Annotated in this window: 14 protein-coding genes; 2 read left to right on the top strand and 12 right to left on the bottom strand. The window is 49.7% G+C overall.

What is annotated here, in order from left to right; translation table 11 throughout:
- Positions 1–38: 38 nt before the first annotated feature.
- The 12 genes from JXQ28_10100 to JXQ28_10045 all read right to left on the bottom strand — a co-directional run bounded on the left by JXQ28_10100 (position 39) and on the right by JXQ28_10045 (position 18,074).
- Positions 39–1,286, bottom strand: a complete 1,248-nt coding sequence (locus JXQ28_10100) for a dockerin type I repeat-containing protein (GenBank protein ID MBN2278086.1) — start codon at positions 1,284–1,286, stop codon at positions 39–41.
- 97 nt (positions 1,287–1,383) lie between these two features.
- Positions 1,384–6,999 (bottom strand): hypothetical protein, encoded by a 5,616-nt coding sequence (locus JXQ28_10095; GenBank protein MBN2278085.1) that lies wholly within the window; start codon positions 6,997–6,999, stop codon positions 1,384–1,386.
- A gap of 93 nt (positions 7,000–7,092) precedes the next feature.
- Complete coding sequence (pgsW, locus tag JXQ28_10090) at positions 7,093–8,154, bottom strand: poly-gamma-glutamate system protein (GenBank protein ID MBN2278084.1); 1,062 nt, start codon at positions 8,152–8,154, stop codon at positions 7,093–7,095.
- Between the two features lie 7 nt (positions 8,155–8,161).
- The gene (pgsC, locus tag JXQ28_10085) at positions 8,162–8,590 is read right to left on the bottom strand and encodes a poly-gamma-glutamate biosynthesis protein PgsC (GenBank protein MBN2278083.1); all 429 of its coding nucleotides are present in this window, start codon (positions 8,588–8,590) and stop codon (positions 8,162–8,164) included.
- A complete protein-coding gene (pgsB, locus tag JXQ28_10080) occupies positions 8,587–9,741 on the bottom strand; it encodes a poly-gamma-glutamate synthase PgsB (GenBank protein MBN2278082.1) in 1,155 nt (384 codons plus the stop codon). Before pgsB ends, pgsC begins: the two co-directional genes overlap by 4 nt.
- Positions 9,742–9,769: 28 nt before the next feature.
- The gene (locus JXQ28_10075; GenBank protein MBN2278081.1) at positions 9,770–11,686 is read right to left on the bottom strand and encodes a gamma-glutamyltransferase family protein; all 1,917 of its coding nucleotides are present in this window, start codon (positions 11,684–11,686) and stop codon (positions 9,770–9,772) included.
- Between the two features lie 54 nt (positions 11,687–11,740).
- Entirely contained in the window at positions 11,741–12,298 is a 558-nt protein-coding gene (locus tag JXQ28_10070; GenBank protein MBN2278080.1) for a hypothetical protein, read from the bottom strand.
- Between the two features lie 21 nt (positions 12,299–12,319).
- Positions 12,320–13,450: a succinylglutamate desuccinylase/aspartoacylase family protein gene (locus tag JXQ28_10065; GenBank protein MBN2278079.1), complete on the bottom strand. Its 1,131-nt coding sequence runs from the start codon at positions 13,448–13,450 to the stop codon at positions 12,320–12,322.
- A gap of 7 nt (positions 13,451–13,457) precedes the next feature.
- Positions 13,458–13,604, bottom strand: coding sequence for a hypothetical protein (locus JXQ28_10060; protein MBN2278078.1), 147 nt, complete (start codon positions 13,602–13,604; stop codon positions 13,458–13,460).
- A gap of 14 nt (positions 13,605–13,618) precedes the next feature.
- On the bottom strand, positions 13,619–14,884 hold the full coding sequence (locus tag JXQ28_10055; GenBank protein ID MBN2278077.1) for a TRAP transporter large permease: 1,266 nt from the start codon (positions 14,882–14,884) through the stop codon (positions 13,619–13,621).
- A 42-nt stretch (positions 14,885–14,926) separates the two neighbouring features.
- Complete coding sequence (locus JXQ28_10050) at positions 14,927–16,219, bottom strand: hypothetical protein (protein ID MBN2278076.1); 1,293 nt, start codon at positions 16,217–16,219, stop codon at positions 14,927–14,929.
- 10 nt (positions 16,220–16,229) lie between these two features.
- Positions 16,230–18,074: a hypothetical protein gene (locus tag JXQ28_10045; protein ID MBN2278075.1), complete on the bottom strand. Its 1,845-nt coding sequence runs from the start codon at positions 18,072–18,074 to the stop codon at positions 16,230–16,232.
- 401 nt (positions 18,075–18,475) lie between these two features.
- On the opposite strand from JXQ28_10045, the gene JXQ28_10040 reads away from it, so the two are divergent.
- Together JXQ28_10040 and JXQ28_10035 are read left to right on the top strand one after the other, a co-directional pair.
- Positions 18,476–20,038, top strand: coding sequence for a hypothetical protein (locus tag JXQ28_10040; protein MBN2278074.1), 1,563 nt, complete (start codon positions 18,476–18,478; stop codon positions 20,036–20,038).
- Entirely contained in the window at positions 20,025–21,428 is a 1,404-nt protein-coding gene (locus JXQ28_10035) for a sigma-54-dependent Fis family transcriptional regulator (GenBank protein ID MBN2278073.1), read from the top strand. Before JXQ28_10040 ends, JXQ28_10035 begins: the two co-directional genes overlap by 14 nt.
- Positions 21,429–21,466: the final 38 nt, after the last annotated feature.

Genomic DNA, 21,466 nt, shown 5'->3' with positions numbered 1-21,466 from the left:
TATGCAATCATTTTCATAACCATTATCCGGACCGATCCTCAATATGGTGCACCATAATCCGCCGTCCATATCAGACAAGAACATGGAGCGGGACCATTTTTATAAAGGTAATTTATCAGATAGGTCGCATCCATAATGTTGACACCACCATTACAATTGGCATCACCGGAACAGGTGGCATATGGACTCGGAGGTAAGCCCCCCCGATACAGGTAATTAATTATATAGGTGGCATCCAGAATATTAACAGCACCGCTGTTGTTAGCATCTCCGGGATAACACCCGCAGTCATCGGGAAAAGTCATGATGACGGCATTAACTAGTTTCTGCCAGTTGGCTTCGGTATCGCGTAACCCGCTGTATGTCTGTTCCAGATGAAGGAATCGGCCGGTTACCGAGGTGGCGTAGGTTCCGCATGGATCGGGGCTGTTATTGATCAACCGTCCCTGGGTATTGGTTCTGGCTACCAATTTGGTCCATTCAAGGTCAATATGAGCCACTTTAAAAGTCAACGAAGCGTCCTGGGTAAGAAGATTATCCCGAAGATTCAAAAGATAATCGATCTCCGGCGTAAAATATGTCCCGTTACTCATAATAATATCCGGATCCCCGCTATCCTGTGAAAAACCATGAGGCTGAACGACTATCATATCCGGAATTACCGCCAGCATTTCCTCGGTTGTGATCTGAAAAGTCCCCAGAACCACATGGGGCTGATCTGAATATCGATACGCCTCGGATTCCTCGGAACAGGCAGTCGTTGTTCCATCACACGAGCTAAATGTTATACCGTTGCAACGATGAATTCCCGCCACAAAGTAAGCCCTGGCCCCGGCCTGATAAAAAACTCTGAAACCCTGCTTGCCGGTATTCCGATCATATTTGGGGTGGGGGCATTGAATAACGAGTTTACTGCGGGCAGGGGCCGGATTGAAAACGTATGTACCCCAGTACCGGGAGGTTGATTCCGGAGTTCTTTCAAGAATGTAATAAACCTTCGCCGGTGTAACCGAATTATCAGTGAATTGAACCACCTGGTAATTTATTCCGGACGCCTGCATATTGGCGGCCGCATAATCACCGGATAAGATTCCCTGGATAACGCCGCGCCATAACGCACGAGACGATGCACCCGGTTGCAGATACAATCCTTCCGGAGTCGCCCCCGGTATTTCGTTTATGATGCTGTCGATATGAACGGTAATATCACCGCTTGTGATTACCTGAGCGTTAGAATTAACGGTCATGATAATGATTGCAATTAACAGCAAAAGGTTCACTTTCATTTTTACCACCCGGGGCTTTATGTTAATTATCCCTTCTTTATCCGGCAATAAGAGCCGATCGGTGACCGGCTCTTACCCCTTCAAGTTGGGATTGATTCTATTTCTGCGGCGTTCCGCAACTCCCGGACCAGGTTGCGCAATCGCACGGTGCCGGTCCGCTTTTATAGAGATAATTGATCAAAAACGTGGCATCCAGAATATTGACAGCACAGTTGCAGTTGGCGTCTCCGGAACATTTGGCGTATGGCTTCGGAGCCGGACCGCTCTTGTAAAGGTAGTTGATGATATAGGTGGCATCCAGAATGTTGATCGAGCCGCTGTTGTTGGCCTCTCCGGGATTGCAGTCGCAACCCGCGGAAGTACCGCCAAGGCCAAGGCGGTCGAAACTGCCGATTCCATCGACTGTCACGGTATTGGCAGCTGTATCGACCGTTCCTCCAAGCGATGTCCAGCTCGTTCCACCGTTGCTGGATGAATAGGCGGCCAGGGTATTTTCAGCGGCACCGTTCAACTCGCTTTCATGGTAATGCAATTTCACGGTGGCATTGAGTCCGCTGTTGTTCGTCGGGGTCACATCGAAATAACGACTCACCCCGGTGGCCCCTGAAATAGTCGGCGCTGTTCCGGCTGTCCGAAGGACAGCGGTGGCACCCGGAGCGCCGCCGGAGGCGTTAATTTCAATACCCAGGCCACCGAATGACTCGTTAACCGCCTGGTTCAGAGTTCTGGTGGTTGCAACCTTACCCTGGACCACATAGCCCGAAGTCTCGATGATACCGGCGCTGTTTCCGAGTGTGGCCGTGTACGTCCCGGTCGAAAGAATACTGTCATTCAAAGCCAGAGTGCCATTGACAGTCACATCGGCTCCGAGGGTAACACCCATATTGCCGCTGATGGTCAGGTCGTTCAGGACGGTTGGAGAAAAAGGCAATTCCGGACCGGTGGTCACCGCTCCCACGGTGCTGATATATTCGACATCGACCTGATCGGCAAAAACCGGCGCCGCTGTCAGTTCCCCGGTGGCCCGGCGGATTGTCGAACCATCGGCCAGCGTCAGGGTCAGATTGTCGGCACTGCCGTTGTTGTCGAAAACACCGGTCGAAAGAGTGAGCTCATTGTTGACCGTGGCATTGGCCCCAAGTGTAACCGTTTGATCAGTGGAATAGATGGTTAAATCATTCAAGACCGTGGAACCGGTCGGGAGTTCTGGTCCGGTTGTCACAGATGTTTCGGTACTGGTATAACGGACATTGATATTTCCGAGAAAATTCGGGGTATTGGAAATCTGTCCGGTTGCCCGTGAAATCCAGACACCATCGGCCAAAACAAGAGTGGCATCGGCATCGCTGTTGTTAATCAATCCGCTGGTTAATCTCAAAAGTCCGTTAACGGTCACGGTATATGGTGATGTTGCCTCAAGGATAAATTCAGCATCATTATTTATCGTCATGCTGTCGTCAACGGTTCGGTCATCGGCAAGGGTCCAGATTTTTTTGGTGTCGTTGCCATTGAAACTAAATTCGATATCGTAATAATTAGTGTCCACAATCACCTGATCGGTGGTTTCGGTTTCGGGATCACGCTGGTAACGAACCTTACCGTTATTGATGAAGGTCGGCGGGAAAACAGTAGTGGAACTGGATGTTTTATAGGTACCGCCGCGATTAAGAATAACAATGGTGGTATCGAACCAGATGTTGGTGGTTGTCACTCCGTACATCGATCCACCGGAGTCAATGGTGATGGTTCCGGGATTGAACTCCGGCCCGTACGTGCTGCTGCCCAGATTGGTCCCGAGTTTCAGCGTTCCGCCATCTTTGACATCAATTCCACCAATACTGATATCGTAGGAACTGGCATCATAGAACTCGGCCTCGCCGTAAATAGTCATTTTCCCAACGGGAAGAGAGCCGGCTCCGCTTCGAATGAAATGGGTCCCGTCACCGTCAACCAGAATAAATTTCCCGCCGGGATGAATCATAATGTTGAGATCCTGGTTACCGGTCAGGTTTCCGCTTGAGGCCCAGCGGGCCTCCAGATCGGCACCCGGAGCCAGTTCCAGCGTTCCACTGATAATTTCAAGGCTGTTCTGGATTCCTAACCGCAGGGAATCTCCGAGAGTCGTTACGACCGTCCCGCTATCCTTTTCGATAATAAGATCGCGGAAAGAAGTTGAGGCCCCGGTAGTGCTGAAATTGGCCAGAGTTTGGGTCGGTTCACTGCCGACAAAACGAACAAAAGCGCTGTCGGCGGACCATCCGGCTGAAAAAACATTATGAGTGCGATCGAAAAGAGTGAAATCGCCGTAAATATCGAGGCGGCTGAAGGCGTTCATATCGATCAGGGCATCATTACCACCGAAACTCAGAGAATGGCACTGGGCCAGATTATCATCGACCGAAATGGTATGGCCCGCCAGAATCATAACATCATCCTCCGCTCCGGGTATGACTTCTCCCTGCCAGGTGGCCGGGTCGGTCCAGGAACCGGATTGAACCGAGACAAGCTGTTCCCCCAGACTGCCGCCCGCGGTCCAGCGGGAAAAAGAACTGATTCCGGAAAGAGTCAGGGTGTTGGCCGTTTCGTCACGGGTTCCCCCGCGGGGAGTCCAGGTGGCCCCACCATCGGTCGAGGAGTAGAGGGTCAGAGTATTTTCCATAATACCGTTGAGCTCGCTCTCCGAATAATGGAAAACCATGGTAGCATTAAGACCGCTGTTGTTGGCCGGGGTAATATCAAAATAGCGGGAAATACCCTGAACCGAGCCGATGCTAGGGGGATCGTCGGTAACCCGCAAAACGGTTGTGGCGCCGGGAGCGCCGCCGGTGGCATTGATTTCCACTCCGATACCACCGAGATTATTGTTGACCGACTGACTCAGAGTACGCGTTGTGGTCAGATTACCGCGCACGGTAAAACCATTTTCCTCCACTAGGCTTACCCCGGAAGCCAGGGTCACGGTGTAGCTCTCGGTGTTAAGGGCGCTGCCGCTGATAGTCATCGTCCTGTTAACGGTCATATTATGTGATAATGTCACTCCGTGATCACCACTGATGGTAAAGTCCTTAAGGATACCGGAGGCAGTCGGGATTTCATATCCCGTCGAAACATGGTAATAATTGCTGATATATTCGACATTAACGCTGTTGTCGAAAATAGGAGCAGTGGTGAGTTCCGCCGCCGCCCGCCGGACGGTCGATCCCTCGGCCATTGTCATTGAAAAATCGTCATCGACACCATCGTTATCGAATGTCCCCGTAGACAGTGTTAGCGTTTCATTGACCACAATATCGCTGCCCAACGTTACTGTCTGGTCGGTGGAATATATGGTCAGGCTGTTCAGGGCCGATGATGAAGTCGGCAGTTCCGGACCGGTGGTGACCGAGGCGGTCGTACTGGTATAACGGACATCGACCCCGCCCATAAATGTCGGCGCCTCGGCCAAAGTCCCGGTGGCACGGGAAATGAGTGCGCCATCGCCAACCGCCAGGGTAATATCAGGGTCGCTGTTGTCGATCGAACCGCTGGTCAGACGGATAGTATTGTTTACCGTAAGAGTCTGTTCATCATCAGCGGTTAGAAGCAGTTCGGCATCATTATTAATAGTCAGGCTGTCATTGACACTCCGATCGCCAAGAAAGCTCCATGCCTTTTTGGTGCCGTTACCGTTGAAACTTAATTCAATATCATAATAATTGGTGTCAACTACAATCTGGTCGTTGGTTTCCACCGCGGGATCTCTCTGGTACCGCACCTTGCCGTTGTTAACAAAGGTCGGAGGATAAATTGTCGTACTGCTGGCCGTTTTATAGGTGGCCCCGGTATTCAAGATGACGGATGAGGTATCGAACCAGATGTCGGTCGAGCTCTGGTTGAGAATTTCACCACCGGATTCGACGGTAATAGTACCGGGATTGAATTCCGGGCCGTAGGTAGTACTGCCGAGGCCGGTTCCCAGCTCCAGAATTCCGCCGCTTTTAACATCGACATTGTTTATGTTTATATCATAAGAACTGGCATCGTACAACTGCACCTCGCCATATACGGTCATCTTGCCGATCGGAACCGACCCCGTATCACTGCGGATAAAATGGGTCCCATCGCCGTCGAACAGAAGGAAATGACCATCGGCCGTAATATCAATGGTCAGGTTCTGGTTTCCGGTGAGCAGACCGCTGGATGCCCAGCGCGCTTCGAGATCATCATCGGCCGACAGTTCCAGCGTCCCGCTGAGTACTTCCAGGCTGTTCTGAACACCCAGACGCATACCGGTCCCGCCGGTAACGACTTTCCCCGACGATTTGTCGATAACGACATCGCGGAATGAAGTCGAACCGCCGGTGGTACTCCAGCCACTCAGAGTCTGAAGGGGCTCAAAGCCGGTGAAATAAATTTTGGCATCGGTAGCCGACCAGCCGGCCGAAAAAACATTATGGAGTTCATTAAAGAGCGTAAAGTCACCATATACACTCAAACGGCTGCTGGCATCCATATCAATGTGCGACGAAGTGTCTCCGAACAAAACGGAATGGCACTCGGCGGTAAGATCATCAACCGTGATAGTATGCCCGGCCGCGATTAAAACATCATCATCCGAGGTCGGAATTTGACCGCCTTCCCAGGTGGCATTATCATTCCAGGAACCGGATTGGGCCGAAGTAACCTGACCATTCTCAAGGGGAAAAGTCAAAACAATGGCGTTCGCCAGCTTGTACCAGTTGTTTTCCGTATCGCGAAGACCGGCATATTTCTGTTCCAGGTGTATGAATTGGCCGGTTGTAGAGGTAGCATTGTCCGCACAGGGATCACCGGTATTGTTGATCAGGCGGCCCTGGACGTTGGTCTGTCCGATGTCATTACCCCAGTCATCGATATGAGCGATTTTGAAAGTCAGGCTGTTATCGATATTGTATAGATTATCTCTCAGGTCGGGAAGATAATCAACTGCCGGATAAAATTTTGTACCGTTACTTATAACGATATCCGGTTCCCCGGTTTCAGGGGTATAACCATGGGGCTGGATAAAAATCAATTCGGAATCATAATCCAGCAGCTCCTCGGTGGTAAATTGAAAGGTCCCGTTAACGATATGCGCCTGATCGCAACTGCGGTACGATTCCGGATCGACCGAACATGACGTCGAAGTACCACTGCAGGGCGAGAAGGTGGTTGTGTTGCATTTATGAGTCCCGGCGACAAAAAAAGCCAGGGCATTGGCCACCGTGAAAACCCGAAAGCCTTGATTACCGGTATTGAGATTCTGGACCGGATGCGGGCATTGAATTACCAGATTGGGCCGGCGCGGTTCGGGATTGAAAACAAAAGTCCCCCAGAAATTCGATGTTGCCGAGGGAGTTCTTTCGAGAATATAGAATACTTTTGATGATACATCGGTGAATTCGACCACCCGATAATCGAGCGTCCCGGCCCCGGAATGGGCCGAAACATAGTCGCCATCCAGAATGTCCTGGATAATTCCCCGCCAGGTGGTTTCCTGGGCGGCGCTCGGTGCCGCATAGAGATCCTGAGGGGTATCACCGATGGCCAGGTTGATAACACTGTCCATATGGGCGGTGATATCGCCGGAAATCTGCACCTGTCCAAACAGGCTTGTGCTTAACAGCATCATGCTTGCCAGCAGGAAAATCGATCCGCGCATTCCTGACCGAATGCGTTTGAAGGAGCTTTTCAAATTGTCAAACTGGATTAGCATAGCGCCTCCTCTTAGAGTATTATTTTAATTTGCTTTTTTCGCTGTTGTCATGGATTCACGATATTTCATTATTATGGTTTTTATCATCATTTTCTAATTCCGGCAAAGACTCAAACGATTGGAAAGAGCCAGTATCTGGATTATTATCACCAGGCCGGCGACAACTGCCACTTTCGATATTTTTCCGGTGGTATATAATCCGGTCGGGACCGCCAGGCTGTTGCCGGGAGCCAATGGCAAACCGTACCGGCAGGCCAAATCTTTTATATTCAGAAGATGTATGAAAGGTATATTCCTTTCGGCCAGACGGGCTATCAATCCTCGATCAACATCCCCGCACCCGGAATAGTCGGCATGGAACCCTTCGGGAATAGCCGAAGAATGGGCGCAGGTTCCAAGACATGTCTGATTACCGCCGATATTAACCAGCAGGGCAATGTGGCTATCGAGCAACATCGACATTTTTCTATTCATCGATTCCTTCCAGGTGGATGGAATCCAGAGTTCATAATTATTGCGCCGGGCGGCATCACGCATAATGGCCGCACCCTCCTCCAGAATACCTCCGGCATTGTCATTGTCGGCCCCGTAAGTGACCAATGACGAAGTATATTTCAGGCCGCCGTTATCAATCAGCCACTTTTCCATATCAATCCAAGTTGCCCCGGGCTGATTGGCCCCATAGGTGGAAGCCCCGAGGGAACTGATAACCACTGCCCTGGCTCCGATGGTCTGGATGGCGGCCAGGGTGGCGATACCCAGGGCCGGAAAAGAACCGGAAAGAGTAACGCCCACGGTTCCGGTGGAATCAATCCCGGCCTCGGTCATCAGGCGTACCATCAGGGCCGCAAAATCCGGATTGGCCGATGTCTCCTTGGCCTCAAGCGATCCCAGGGTGGTGGTCATATCAGTATAATCATCTCCGATCAAGGCCCGGTATTTGGCATTCAAGGCGTTATTCAGAGGAATCCCGCGGGATTCCTTGAGCTCTCCGATCAGATTAAACCACCGGGCGGCCAGATCGGCCGCGCGGTTCATCTGCCGGGCGTTTTCATGGGCGGTGGAATAGGTGAAATACTGTTCAATAACAATGAGAATCCCCACCGCCACTACCAGGGTTAACACGAGACCGTATGGAGCAATACCCTTTTTCATAAACGCTTCACCGTATCAATAAAATCACCAGATAAATCAGGATAGTCACGATTCCCAGCGAGGCCAGAGTCGGGACGGCTTTCTGTCTTGACATTTCATTGGCGATCAGGCCGGGGATGATATATCCGATAGACTGCAAATCGAAAGTCATCATCGGGATCGGCTGTAGCCAGCGTTCAATGGCCAGCTTAAGACAGAAACCAAGCAGTAAAGCCAGAAGCAGGCGGCGCCGTCCATAAACAATCAGCGTGCGGCCGAGCCATTCGATAACGAGCCAGACAACCACCGCCAGAACCAGGGTCATGATAATTTTATTAGGCTGGTGAATATAAAGAGCGAAATAGGCCGGAGGAACAACTCCTCCCGGCGAAATGCCGGTCATTTCGTAGTACAAAAAACCGATCACCAGGCCGATGAAAAAGAATTCGTAAATCATGACCCGATTTCTCCCGCAAGAGTTTCGATAACCCTGAAACCATCACCGCTGATATTTCCCAGACCGACTATCAGGGCATCGTTGATTTTTAATTCCAGGAGTTTTTCACCGGCCCTGATAATATCATTTTTCGTCCAGACCATAATATGTGCCGGAGATATTCCCGAATGCACCAGGGTTTTTTTCATATAGGGAGCGTGGTTACCGATCAAAATTATTCCCGCCAGATCGGGTATCCGCCCCATCCATGCAGCAAAAGCCTCCGATCGCAGGGGGCGGTCGGCGCGGCTGTTGAATATTATAAAAAGATTTTCATACTGGGGATACATCCTCTGCCAGCAGGTGATATACTTTTCCGCCGAAGGAGTATCATTGACGGCAAATCCATTAATGAACAGAGCTTTTGACCCTAAACGGTTCAAATCTATCGGCCGCTCTCCCGAAATCCCCGCTTCTTCCAGAATCGCCGGCAGGGCTATATTGGGACTAACCCCGGCCTCGGTACAGGCCGCCAGAGCCAGGGCCACATTGGCGGGAAAAACACCCTCAGGTACGGAACTTTTAATCTGACCATCAAGGTCATCAACAACAATAACCCGGCTGTTTTTCTTTCCAGCGTATTTCCTTATGGTATCCAGATAATCATTTTTAACCGTCAAAACCCTGGTATTGGAAGGAATGGCTGAACAGATACCGGCCGCCTGATCCTCAATTTGACGGCCCAGTTTCTCGCGATGATCATCGAGGATATTGGTCAGGACGTAGATATGCGGTCGGAATTTTCGGCTTTCTACCTTCTGGTATTCAGGAAGTATGGACATGCATTCCAGAACCAGACAACCGGCGTTCATCCGGGCGGCCCGGTTTATAATCGTGAATTGCTCCTGTACCCGGGCGCATCCCCGGCGCTTGATCAGACAGCTTTTGCCGTCGGGACCGATTATTGTCGGACGCACGCCCGTTATTTTGGCAATAGTGGTCTGTTCGGAAGCCCGCATCCCTGCGGCAATATATCTCGTTATGCTCGATTTACCACGAGTTCCATTGATGTGAATCCGTGTCTTGATACCGCTTACTTTTCGATCGATATCAATACTCTCATAAATAAGCAGAATTATGAGAAAAAGCAGTAATGCAAACGGAGTATACATTTTATTTTTTCATTCCAAAGACCTTATGTCAAAATCCTATGGCCACACCTCCTCGGCGAATGTCGGCCGATCCATAGTATATCCCGTCCACGGGATCTATATATATCAACTGTGCCCCACCGAAAAACAGGTCGCGGGCATTATATACTTTCAGAGCGTGCCCCATTTTCTCAAGCTGATTCTGGACATTTTCACTGATGCCATTCTCGAGATAAAGGTAATCCTCGAATTTCTGGCAATAGAATCTTGGAGCCAGGTTGGCCTGGTTGATATCCATACCGAAATCGATAGCATTGACGATCAATTCGACAACGGTACAAATAATGCGGCTGGCTCCAGGTGAACCGAGTAACATAAAAGGTTTATCGTTTTTCAAAACCACCGTCGGCGCAATGGAACTACGCGGTTGTTTACCCGGTTGAGGGACATTGGCCAATGAAGTCCTGGAGAAATTCGACATCCCGCAATTCAACAGAACCCCCCCGGCGGTTATCCCGGAGCCGAAAAAGGTGCCCAGCGTCTGGGTCAGCGATACCATGTTCCCGGCTCGGTCGATCACCGACAGATGGGTGGTGTGGCCATCGAATTCTTCCTCGAATCCCGGTGTTTTTGTCGTGGTATCGGAATTGCCCGGCGGCGTCTTTTCGGAGCCGGCCGACTGCACTTTTTTCTTCTTCTTCCCCCAGCTGTCGAACATATCTTCGCCCCAATCATCATAGGAGGACTTTCCCTCTTCATTCTCATCATCGAAATACGTTTTATCGGTCGCCGGTGTAATTGCTTTTTGATCGTCGACGGTTTTTTCGGAATCGTACTTGGCCGGATTACCGGCGGCTGTCTCGCGGTATTTCCGGGGATCGGCTTTGTACTGGTTGATTTCCATAAATCGTTCGGTGGCATAGCGGTCCGAAATCATGCCAGTGAGCGGAACATGGATATATTCGGGATCCCCGAGATATGTCCAGCGGTCGGCGTAACTTCGCCGGAAGGTTTCCGCCATCAGGTGCAGTGACCGGGCCGATTGACTGTAATGACCCATTTTGGCCAAATCGGTTCTTTCCAGCATATTGAGCGATTGAAGAACACTGACGCCCGATTGCGGTGCATTGGCCGTGATGATTTTGTAGCCCCTATAATCCGCCTCCAGCGGTTTGGTCAGAATGGCCCGGTAATTTTTAAAGTCATTCATGGTTATCACCCCGCCGCGTCGCCGGATTTCGCCCACGATGGTTTCGGCCACATGACCCTTGTAAAAACCGTCACATCCGTTCCGGGCAATTTCCTTGAGAGTGGCGGCCAATCCCGGCTGACGAAGAGTATCTCCTTCCATACGCGGAAAACCTTCTTCAAGAAACACCTCAGCCGTGGCTGGATTCTTCTCGACCAGGCTGGTGTTATCCAGAAGAATCTGGGCCAGGGTATTATCCAGAGGAAAACCCTCTTCGGCATACCTTATGGCTGGTTCAAGGACGGTATTGAGAGACAGGGTTCCAAAATTCTCCAGAGCCATTGTCAGACCGGCAACTGTTCCGGGAACCAGAATCGATTTAGCCGTCAGACGATCATTATCGGGATCATAATCGATATCGCCGACATTTTCCGAGGCCCGCTGATAATAATTGATATAGTATGATTCTTTTTCCCGGTTAAGGTAGATCACCATTCCCCCACCGCCGCCTAAACCTGATCCATCCGGTTCGACAACTCCGATAGCAAAAGCCGCCGCAACCGCGGCATCAACAGCATTACCGCCCTGTTTCAGCATTTCAAGCGCGGCCTGCGAGGCCAGTGGATGTGCCGTGGCAACCATCCCCTGCGTTCCGCGGGCAATCTCGCTACCGGGAAGAACATCCTGAGACAGAGTTGATCCCGCGGCCAGAATAAGAATAATTATCAGCCGCAGGATTACCGAGGGGTCATATATTTTCCTGTGGTTCACACTCATATTGGTTTTTACTCCGCATTAAAGCGTGATCCGGATATTCCGGATCATCTCTCTTCATTTAAAAAGCTTTCCCAGAGGCTCAGCGGTATCGATAATTTTTTCCACGATCTCGATGGGGATATTTTTCTCTTTGGCAATATTCGTGAAAAATTTATCTTCATCACCCTGACTGACGACAATCATCTGTTTCGAAGCCTCGGCGGAGATTTTATTGAAGGCATCCGACTGGCCTTTTCTCCTGGCGGTTCCACCGATATGCACCATGACAATATCGATTTTCTTCTCCTGGGCGGCCTTGATAAGGACTTCCACCCGGGCCATTTCGTCGTTCTGACTTACCCCGGCGGCCCCGAGGCCTTTGGAGCTGAAACCCGGAACCAGAATCAGGGTTTTGATCCCATCCAGATCCGAGGGCTGTGCCATATTTACGGCTTTGGTCTCGAGTTTTTCTTTACCCGCCAGTTTTTCGATCAATTTCATGTCGGCACTCTGGCCGGCGGATGATATTAAAATCGGTTGCTGGAATTTCGGCGGCGTCTCCTGGGCCGCCGCCGAAATAACCAGAGACAGCAGGGCAATCAACAAACCTGTTAATTTAAGCGATGTGCGCATATTATTCTCCTTGGATTCCAGTTACTTTTTTTCACTCAAGTAATACCCTACCCCCTTTTCCATCATTTCGGAAAATGAGGGCAGGTTTTTTATTTCAACCGGTTTCTCCGGGTAATATTCATTATAAGCAGATATCAAAGCCCTAAATCCTTGAACATGTCGCCCCACTCTCATTTCCACCGGTTGACCATCGGGATCATACTCGATTCTCAGGGCGCCGGATTCAAGGGCTTCCCGATACCGGGGGCTTTCTCCTTTGATAATCAAATCGGTATTGGTTTTACCGCGCAAGCGCCCCTGGATAACATTGCTGGTTTCCATTAGAAATGGAATCGCCTTGGTGTGATCTCCCCACTCCCGGTGGCTTAAACCGCGGAAGTTTATCGGCGACATTTCCGGGGAATAACGCAAGCCCTCGAATTCCAGCTCAAGGACGGCGCTCAGGGCAATATCCTCGCCTTTTTCATGATAGACAATGGCATTGATTATGGGTATTTCCGGGGCCGCCTCATGCAAGTCGAAAGCAATATCGACATTTTCCATTTCAATTAACCGGATGATGGCATAACCGAGTTTCTCCGAAAAGGTGCCATTGGGCCGGCCGGGATAGGATCTGTTCAGATTCCTGGTCTCAAAACCTGAGAGACGCTGTCCGGAGGGATAGTGGGAGTACACCAGAGGATCCGGCCACTGATCGAGCGGGTTTGCTACCCGCGAACCGAACGGAAACCGCCTTGGCCCGGTGGGAGTGGTTATTGTGTAATCCTGAGGATAGGCTTCGAATGGATCAGTGCAGGTGAAGCCACTCCGGCAGGCTTGAGGGATAACCAGAATTCTTCCCTTATCAATCATAACATTTTCCAGGACCATCACAGCCGCCAGAAAAGCGGCCGGTTCGTTGGGGTGAGTCCCGCCCAGTAATAAAGCCGTCCCTCCGGGATGGCCGCTGTCGAAGAAATATATTTTGGTATCGGCCTGCGTTCCCTTAATTGAAGGCAAATAATCGCTTAGATTCCCGATTCCGGTCAAACCCGATGACGGATATACATCGATCGGACGGTACATATCCAGAAAATCCGCAGACGCCAGCCCGCCTGCCAGAGCCATAATACCCAGGATTATCACGGCTGTTATATGGTGTCTCTGCATCATCCGCTACTCACTTAATTTGAAGAATCCTCAGTACAAAGGGAAGCAGTACCATGGCCAGGGCAATCTGCTTCTTCCATTGTTTTTCCGAAAACAACTCGATGATAATAATAATCGAGAGAAACAGGGTTATTAATACGTATATCCAGTATAACATAATTCACCTCAAACTCAGAAGTACACCGTTGCCAGTTCGCCGGCGAAGACTATCAGCAACAGTCCCACCAGCATGGTCAGAGCAATAGGGATGATACTTGCTCTCAATATCTTGAAATGATTTTTCTCTTTGACCATTTGAGCGGCATAGGCGCACAGTAGCGACGGCGGGGGCATCATATCGCCCATCGCCGCCATCAATGCCAGGGCCGCGGTGACAACAATGGCGTTTTTGCCAATGAACACGTAAACCAGTGGAACACCGATAACCGAGGCCGAGGCATAAGCCGATCCGAAAAAAGGCATGATCATGGCGGCCAGGTACTTGGCGCTCTCGGGCAGATACAGGGCGCTGGTAGCCAGATAACCCCGAACGCCGGTCAGGGTCATGATCTGGAGAAACATCCCCACCCCGACCAGAATCGCCACGACCGGCAAAGCGTCGCGAATGGCTTCCCGGGATATATTCAGGAAATTGAATTTCTCTCCGGTTCCGAAGCTAAACAGAGCGCCGATCATGAAGGTTAACGGAACTCCCAGGTGAGGAATATAGCTCGGGATAGTCTGTTCCAGAATCATGTAACAAATAACAAATGCCAGGGGAATAAAGAGCTTAAGACCGTGCCGCTTATAAACCGGCGGTTTCAACTGGGCCAGAACCTCGTCAATACTGAATCCGTTGAGGTAGCGATACCTGTAAAAAACCGCGGTTACGATTGCAATCGGGAAGGATGCGATGAACAGCGGTTTGTTAAATCCGATGTACGGCATATCGACGCCGCCACCGATCAGCATCACCGGGATACAAATCGGTGGTGCCACTTCACCGTAAACGGCGGCCATGGCGATAAACGACCCGACAGCCAGCCGCGGCATACCCATGGCGAGAAGTCCCGGGACCACCAGCGCTCCGGTAGTCAGGATACAGGCCGATGATAACCCGGTCAGCATCCCGGGAAACATGATAAAGATGACAATAACGATCATCAGGATTGTCGGCCAGCGATACAGGGATTTGATAAGAGTATAGCTGATTGTTCCCAGCGCCCCGGTAGCATTGACCATCTTCATAAATATCATGGCCGTGGTAATAATAAGTATGGCTTCGAAAAAACCGAACCCGCCTTCGACAAGGTGCCTGACCGGAATTCCTTCCCCTCCGGTCAGCGCCCCGGCTACAGCCGAGAGCATCAGCGCAATCCCGGCCGGTAACTTGAGCTTGAAAACACCGAGCGCAAAGATACCCAGCATTACCAGCAATATTATCAGCTCACGACTCATCTACTCAGTCTATCCTTAATTATTGCCATGACAGCCTAACTTCTAAAAAACAACCTGAATTTCCGTCATAAATCGGGACATGCTGATCCGATCTTCCGACCATGATACTTGCCCGCTTTCATTCACATCTCTATCTTCATATTCATTGGGAATATTGCGGGCAAAGCGAAACTGCAGTCGCGCCTGTTTGGAAAGCTCGTAATAAAACATTAAGGAAAATTCATCATCCATGGAGTTGTAATCATCGTTATCCACATACTCGCCGACATTCAAATACTGCAATTGGATTCGCAATGCCGGAATTTTCGAAGGGATAACATAAAGACGGGTGTACAATATCCGACTACCCTCGGGATTTCTTCCGTTGTAAGGGAAATCGCCGCCGATCGCTCCGTTGACATAACCAACTCGACTGCCCCAGAAAAAGCTCGGATAAAGAGGGCTGAATGTTTCGATATCAGGTGTATCGATATCATCACCCTGATAGGCGGCATACCTGGTTTCGGCCTTTATCGAATGAAATGGTCCCCATGACCAGCGGTAGCTGATACCGCCCATATAGCCAAGTCCGCCTTTATCCGGAAGCCCGTCAAGAGTATTGAACCATTGACCGGCGCCCTCCACAAAATAATCCAGGTGCCCGGCCATAAAATCGCCGCTGGCACCACCGCCCCAGATATAGCTATCATTGAAATCGCCGCGCAGTTTGTTATAAATGTAATACGTCATCACATCCTGATTTAAGATCGGCCGGGAAAGCCGGGCGATATAAATCTGGTCGGAACCGGGATCGGGGTACAGGCCGCTGGCGCTGACATTCTGTCCGGTAATGGCTCCGAAAAGGGACAGGCTGTATTCCTGCCAAGCCATATCCAGACGGACACCGTCGAATTTGTCGAAGAAATAATATGATTCACCCATGGAAAGCCCATTGCCGATGGGAAATTGCTGGCGACCGGCCCGTAAGCGAACCAGATCGAAAAACGGCAGATCGGGGAACATGATTTCGGCGAATACCTGGCTGATACCGTACTGCATCCGGCCCGTCCCGGAAATATTCCGCACCGGCGACAGGGGATTATCCTGAGTCCAGGTGATCAGTTCGGTATAAAAGAAGGTATTCCGGTTGGCCTGGATTTTTGCCCGTATTCTGGCCAGGTGGCGGATATAATTTTCATTGCCGCGGCCATCCTGATCATTATAAAAATGATCGCTGTAGGCCCGCAAACGGAAATCGCCGCTGAAATTGACCTGGGCTAATATCTCCTCACTTGACCCGAGGATTAAAAGGAGGGTCACGATTATCGGAATGTATATTCTGCTAAATTTCTCCATATCTCTCACCTCAGTCCTGCGTGAATACGATTCCGGATGGCTGGGCATCACCTTGATCAGGAACATCGTATGTTCTGAGTACCGTCCCGTTGACCGTCACCTGGAAAATGTAATCGAATTCATAGGTGCTGTTGGCAATCCAGAAATTGACACCGTCCCATGACATGCCGGTGGCATAACGATTCCCTTCATCTCCGTTGGGCGGGATCGGAGTTGAGAAAACAGCCGTCCAGGTTTGCGTGTCGAAGCTGTAAACAAAAACCGAGTCTATGGTTCGATCGTTGCAATACAACTCACCATTGGCAAACACAATGCCCCGGGCTTCACTGCCGGGTGTCGGCACGGAATCAAGAAGGGCGCCGCTGGCAGTATCTATTTTATAAATCTGCGCTGTGGTGCTGTTGCAAGCCCAGAGATCGGTACCATCGAACGCTATTTCGCGGATAGTCCCCTCGGCATTGGGCGGCGCGGTGATCGATTTCAATATCGACAGGGTCGCCCCGCCGGTATTGAGCTTGATAATTTTATCGTTGGTGCCGCCGTCGCTCATCCAGATATTGGTGCCATCAAAGGCCAAGCCTTGCGATGAGCCGCCGGGAGCAACGCCCAGAATATCCCACACCTGGACAATAGTGGAATCCAGAACCTTTATTTTATACAAAGAATCATTTTCAGCATTGGCCATCCAGATGTACCCGGCCAGCGGGTCGATGGTGGAAATGGTAAACAGGGCACTGCCTGTTCCCGACTGACCATCGGGATTGATAACCGTAACATCGCGGGATCCGAAGGCCGCATCGACCGCGATTTCAATATCGACCTCCAGATTATCGCCATCAATAAAGGTGATATTCGAAACGGTTATACCCTCACCGAAAGAAACATCAAGACCGGTTCCGGGAATAAAACCACTGCCGATGACAGTCACGCTAAAATTCATACCCCGCGATCCGGAGTTGGGTGAAACGGCCAGAACAGCTGGAGGATTGGGATTCCTGACATCAAAATCGGCCCAGACAATCGGTCCGGGGGTGACAAAGGGAAGTTCAATCATATCCAGGATATTTCCCCGATAATCAAGCCGATAGAGTTGATCCCCGGCGCTACTGCTGTTAATCACCCAGAAATCGGCGCCATCATAAGCCAAACCGACCGGGAAAATATAGTCCTCCCCTCGGAGCGGGACAGGCGAAGCGAAGACCTTGTCGAACATCCTTTTTTCCGTCATAAAAACAAAAATCGAGTCCTTCTCGACGTCGCCGTAGTATATCCCCACTGCCATACTTCGACCGTAAACATCACCGTTGGCACCGACATAGGCTATAGCTCGCGGCTCGGGAGATGGTAAAATAAAAGAATCCAGAAGACTGCCGTTTTCTGGATCCATTTTATACAGGGTCGGGGCGAAATTATAGGTGGATGAACCGCTGTTAACCGCCCATAAGTTAGTGCCGTCCCAGGTCATATCCCGAATTGTCCCCCGCCCGTTCGGCGGGGCATCGAAAGACCGCAGGACAATCAGAGAATCACTGCTGGCATCAATCTGGACAATCAGGTCATAATCACCTGCGGCTGATAACCACAGATCGGTTCCGTCAAAGGTGATACCCTGCAGTCTGGTTTCACCGAATAACGGTTTGACATCCCAGGTTTTCAGGGTAACAAGATTCCGGTCGAGCATTACTAATTCGAGATTTTCGTTATCAACGAAGTAGATATACCCACCGTGTTTCAGCAACCCTTCATCCGAATCCCCATCCGTCACAAACAAACGATCACATGAAATTATCAGAAAAACCAGAGTGGATAGGAATAAGGCAAAGATGCTGAATTTTAAATAAGAGAATTTTTTCAAAGCCCATCCTCCGTAAAATGACAAAATTCTTGACTTCAAATTAAAGACTTTATGGGGCCGGGACCTTTCATAACGCAGTGTAGTAAAAAAACTGCCAAAACCTTCTAATTTATATGGCCTGATAATATAAACAACAAAATTTATGCCAATCCCCCGGAACCGCCTATTTCTATTGATTTTGCGGCGATTCTGTGCTATTTCATTAGGAGAACTGCGATATTTTAGCCCGGAGGGATGTGCTTAAACCGCCCGCTCGGATGATCCGATGTAGTTATTCGAGAGAGAATTCGGGCCCGTTTGGATTGGCACAGGAATTGATTACTTATTTATCGTATATAATGGTCCGATGAAAATAACTGTAATTGACTTATTAGAACGGGGGCTTTCCTGTTGAGGGAGACATGAAGTTTTTTAAAATACATGTCCGGGCGATACTATATGCCACTCTTTTCAGCGCCGTGGTTGCCATCATTTCCTTTTTAATATTTATGTCCATCAACCAGTGGAAAAATGATATTGTTGAAACCAACCGAACTCTGACAGAGGTCATAGTTAAACAACTCAATGAATCTTCGCGCGATGTCATTGACAGTCTTGTCAACGAAAATTTCTTTCGGGTGGGCAATCCCAGTGTGGCCGACATGAATAAAATGGATCGGCGGCTAAAAATCATATCAACTGCGGTTCTCTCGCACGCCAGAGGAATGGAGGGAGGATTCTTTTTCAGAGATTTTGATGAGTTTTACGGCTATGCTTTTCCCACCTCGCCACCGCCGATTCCAGCTTTCGGCCCGCCACCGAGATCATACAATATTATAAAGAACCAGGTCATGGAGACAATCGACTCCGCCCGATCGATGGTCGAGCTGCACAAATTCGATCCGGCCATTTTCCCGCTGGCCACGGAACCGATAATTATCAACGGCGAATCAATCGGAGCGCTCTGGGCCCGGATTCATATCGAGCGGGAATTGCCAACCCTGAGACTCCGCCAGGTTATAAATATTGGCGCTGTCATATCACTCTTGGGTTTTATCATTGCCGTTTTCATTTCAGTCTCACAACGTAAGAAAATATTGAGAATTCATGAAGATCTCGAAATAGTCAAAACCGGTGTAGCTCACGAAGTTACCGAGTACCGAGGGTCATTGGGCTATATTGGTCGATCAATCAATATGATGGTCAAGGCTCTCGGCGAGGAACATCGCCGCCGTGAACAACTGGAGCGGGAGTTGCATCAGAAAGAAAAAATGGCCTCACTGGGAAAACTGATTGCCGGGGTTGCCCACGAGGTCAAAACGCCCCTGGCCATTATCAAGACCCGTATCCAGATGTGGCAACAGAACATATTATCCAATAAAACTGTCGGTGATCCCAAAAACGGTGTGACCGAGGAATCGCTTAAACTGGTGGTCCGCGAAATCGACCGGCTTTCCGATTTGGTCCGGCGCCTCCTGTTTTTCTCCAAGCCGAAATCCGAAAACTTAAGGAAAACCAATATTAATGACCTGCTTCATCATACCATTCTGCTCCTGGAAACCAGGGGTGGGAAATTCGATGTGAAAATAGAAACCGATTTCGATCCTGAACTGCCGGATATTCTGCTGGATTCAAACGCCGTGGAACAGGTTTTCATAAACATCATTAACAACTCCAGAGAGGCCATTTCCGGTTCCGGGTTGGTGCAGATCAAAACGGAGTATGAACGGAAAGCCGGTGTTGTTCGTATTTTAATTCGGGATAACGGAACCGGGATTCCTGACAACATCCTCCAAAACGTTTTTGATCCGTTTTTCACCACCAAAGATAAAGGATTCGGGCTGGGATTATCGATTTCTTATGAAATAATCAAGGCTCATGGAGGTAAAATCAGATTTTTCTCGACCGAAGAACAGGGTACTCTGTGTACTATCGAGATCCCGATCACCACCGGCCATCAGGAAAAGGAAAATGATAAAAAATAAAACCATTCTTATCGTCGATGATGAAGCTTTCATGAGAAAGAATATCATCGACCTGCTTTCTTCCCGTGAATGTCATACGATCGAGGCCGAGGACGGCCGTGAAGCTGTTGACAGAGTCCGGGAACACAAACCCGATATCATTTTGCTCGATATAAATCTGCCCCGTATGGATGGTCTGACGGCGCTTAAGGAAATTAAAAAAATAATGCCTGATTTGCCGATTATCGTTTTTACCGCCTACGGCACCAGCGAGCGAGCTATCCAGGCCATGAAAGCCGGGGCCTATGATTATCTTGAAAAGCCTTTCGAACTCGATGAATTCTTATTGATTATCGAACGGGCCCTGGAATTTTCGGAACTGCTGGATGAAGTCCGGGAACTGAGGAACAAAGTATCATCCATCCCGGACAATGATGATACCCAAATCATCGGGGCCAGCCCGCAGATGAAAGAGATTTTCAAGTTGATCGGACGAGTGGCACCTTCGGATGCCACTGTCCTGATTCAGGGTGAAAGCGGGACCGGCAAGGAGATGATCGCCGATGCCATTCAGAGGCACTCCCTTCGGAAACATCGACCCTACATAAAAATCAACTGCGGCGGCTTCGCCGAAAGTATTCTGGAAAGCGAAATTTTCGGACATGAAAAAGGCTCTTTCACCGGGGCCATTGCCCGGAGGCAGGGAAAATTTGAACTGGCCGATGGTGGGACTATTTTCCTGGATGAAATTAATTCCATGCCGCCATCACTTCAGGTCCGGTTATTGCGAGTGCTTCAGCAGAAATCCTTCTACCGGGTCGGCGGTGAAGAACCTGTTCATGTCGATGTCCGAATTATTGCGGCCACCAATCGTGATGTGGAGATGGAGGTCAAGGAGGGGCGTTTGCGAGAGGACCTTTTCTACCGGCTGAATGTCATCAGAATAAATCTTCCTCCGCTGGTCGAACGGAAAGAGGATATTCCGTTATTGATCAAACATTTTCTGCAGAAATTCAGCCCGGATAAAAATCTTGTGGTACCGTACAAAGAGATGGAAAAACTTCTTATGTATTCGTGGCCGGGGAATGTCCGGGAACTGGAGAATACCATTCACAGCGCCATTGTCATGGCCCGGGAAAATGTTATCACCATTGACGATCTCCCCATCTTCGCCAAAGGTATGCAGGTGAACCAGGCTTTAGAGGAACATCTCAAACGCGGAATTCCTCTGAAAAAAATACTGGCCAATATTGAAAAAGATTTAATAATATCGGCCCTGAAAAACAACAACTGGAATCAAACCGAAACCGCCCGATATCTTCAGATTCATCGCCGTTTTCTTTATTCCAAAATCCGCGAATACAAAATTTCAGTCAATCAGCCGAGAAATTCCATCAATGACGAATCATAAGACTCCATTCTTTATCTGATTTCCGCAGGGTAGATGAT

The sequence above is a fragment of the Candidatus Zixiibacteriota bacterium genome (assembly GCA_016933955.1).
Lineage (GTDB): Bacteria > Zixibacteria > MSB-5A5 > GN15 > PGXB01 > JAFGTT01.
Note: the sequence above shows the minus strand (reverse complement) of the source record. Positions and strands in the feature narration are given on the sequence as shown.

What these genes read in the sequence shown, in the direction of transcription:
- pgsC (MBN2278083.1), bottom strand. Translation starts at nt 8,590, where the DNA reads ATGATTTACGAATTCTTTTTCATCGGCCTGGTGATCGGTTTTTTGTAC.
- JXQ28_10070 (MBN2278080.1), bottom strand. Translation starts at nt 12,298, where the DNA reads ATGCGCACATCGCTTAAATTAACAGGTTTGTTGATTGCCCTGCTGTCT.
- JXQ28_10040 (MBN2278074.1), top strand. Translation starts at nt 18,476, where the DNA reads ATGAAGTTTTTTAAAATACATGTCCGGGCGATACTATATGCCACTCTT.
- JXQ28_10050 (MBN2278076.1), bottom strand. Translation starts at nt 16,219, where the DNA reads ATGGAGAAATTTAGCAGAATATACATTCCGATAATCGTGACCCTCCTT.
- pgsW (MBN2278084.1), bottom strand. Translation starts at nt 8,154, where the DNA reads ATGAAAAAGGGTATTGCTCCATACGGTCTCGTGTTAACCCTGGTAGTG.
- pgsB (MBN2278082.1), bottom strand. Translation starts at nt 9,741, where the DNA reads ATGTATACTCCGTTTGCATTACTGCTTTTTCTCATAATTCTGCTTATT.
- JXQ28_10055 (MBN2278077.1), bottom strand. Translation starts at nt 14,884, where the DNA reads ATGAGTCGTGAGCTGATAATATTGCTGGTAATGCTGGGTATCTTTGCG.
- JXQ28_10065 (MBN2278079.1), bottom strand. Translation starts at nt 13,450, where the DNA reads ATGATGCAGAGACACCATATAACAGCCGTGATAATCCTGGGTATTATG.
- JXQ28_10075 (MBN2278081.1), bottom strand. Translation starts at nt 11,686, where the DNA reads ATGAGTGTGAACCACAGGAAAATATATGACCCCTCGGTAATCCTGCGG.
- JXQ28_10060 (MBN2278078.1), bottom strand. Translation starts at nt 13,604, where the DNA reads ATGTTATACTGGATATACGTATTAATAACCCTGTTTCTCTCGATTATT.
- JXQ28_10100 (MBN2278086.1), bottom strand. Translation starts at nt 1,286, where the DNA reads ATGAAAGTGAACCTTTTGCTGTTAATTGCAATCATTATCATGACCGTT.
- JXQ28_10095 (MBN2278085.1), bottom strand. Translation starts at nt 6,999, where the DNA reads ATGCTAATCCAGTTTGACAATTTGAAAAGCTCCTTCAAACGCATTCGG.
- JXQ28_10035 (MBN2278073.1), top strand. Translation starts at nt 20,025, where the DNA reads ATGATAAAAAATAAAACCATTCTTATCGTCGATGATGAAGCTTTCATG.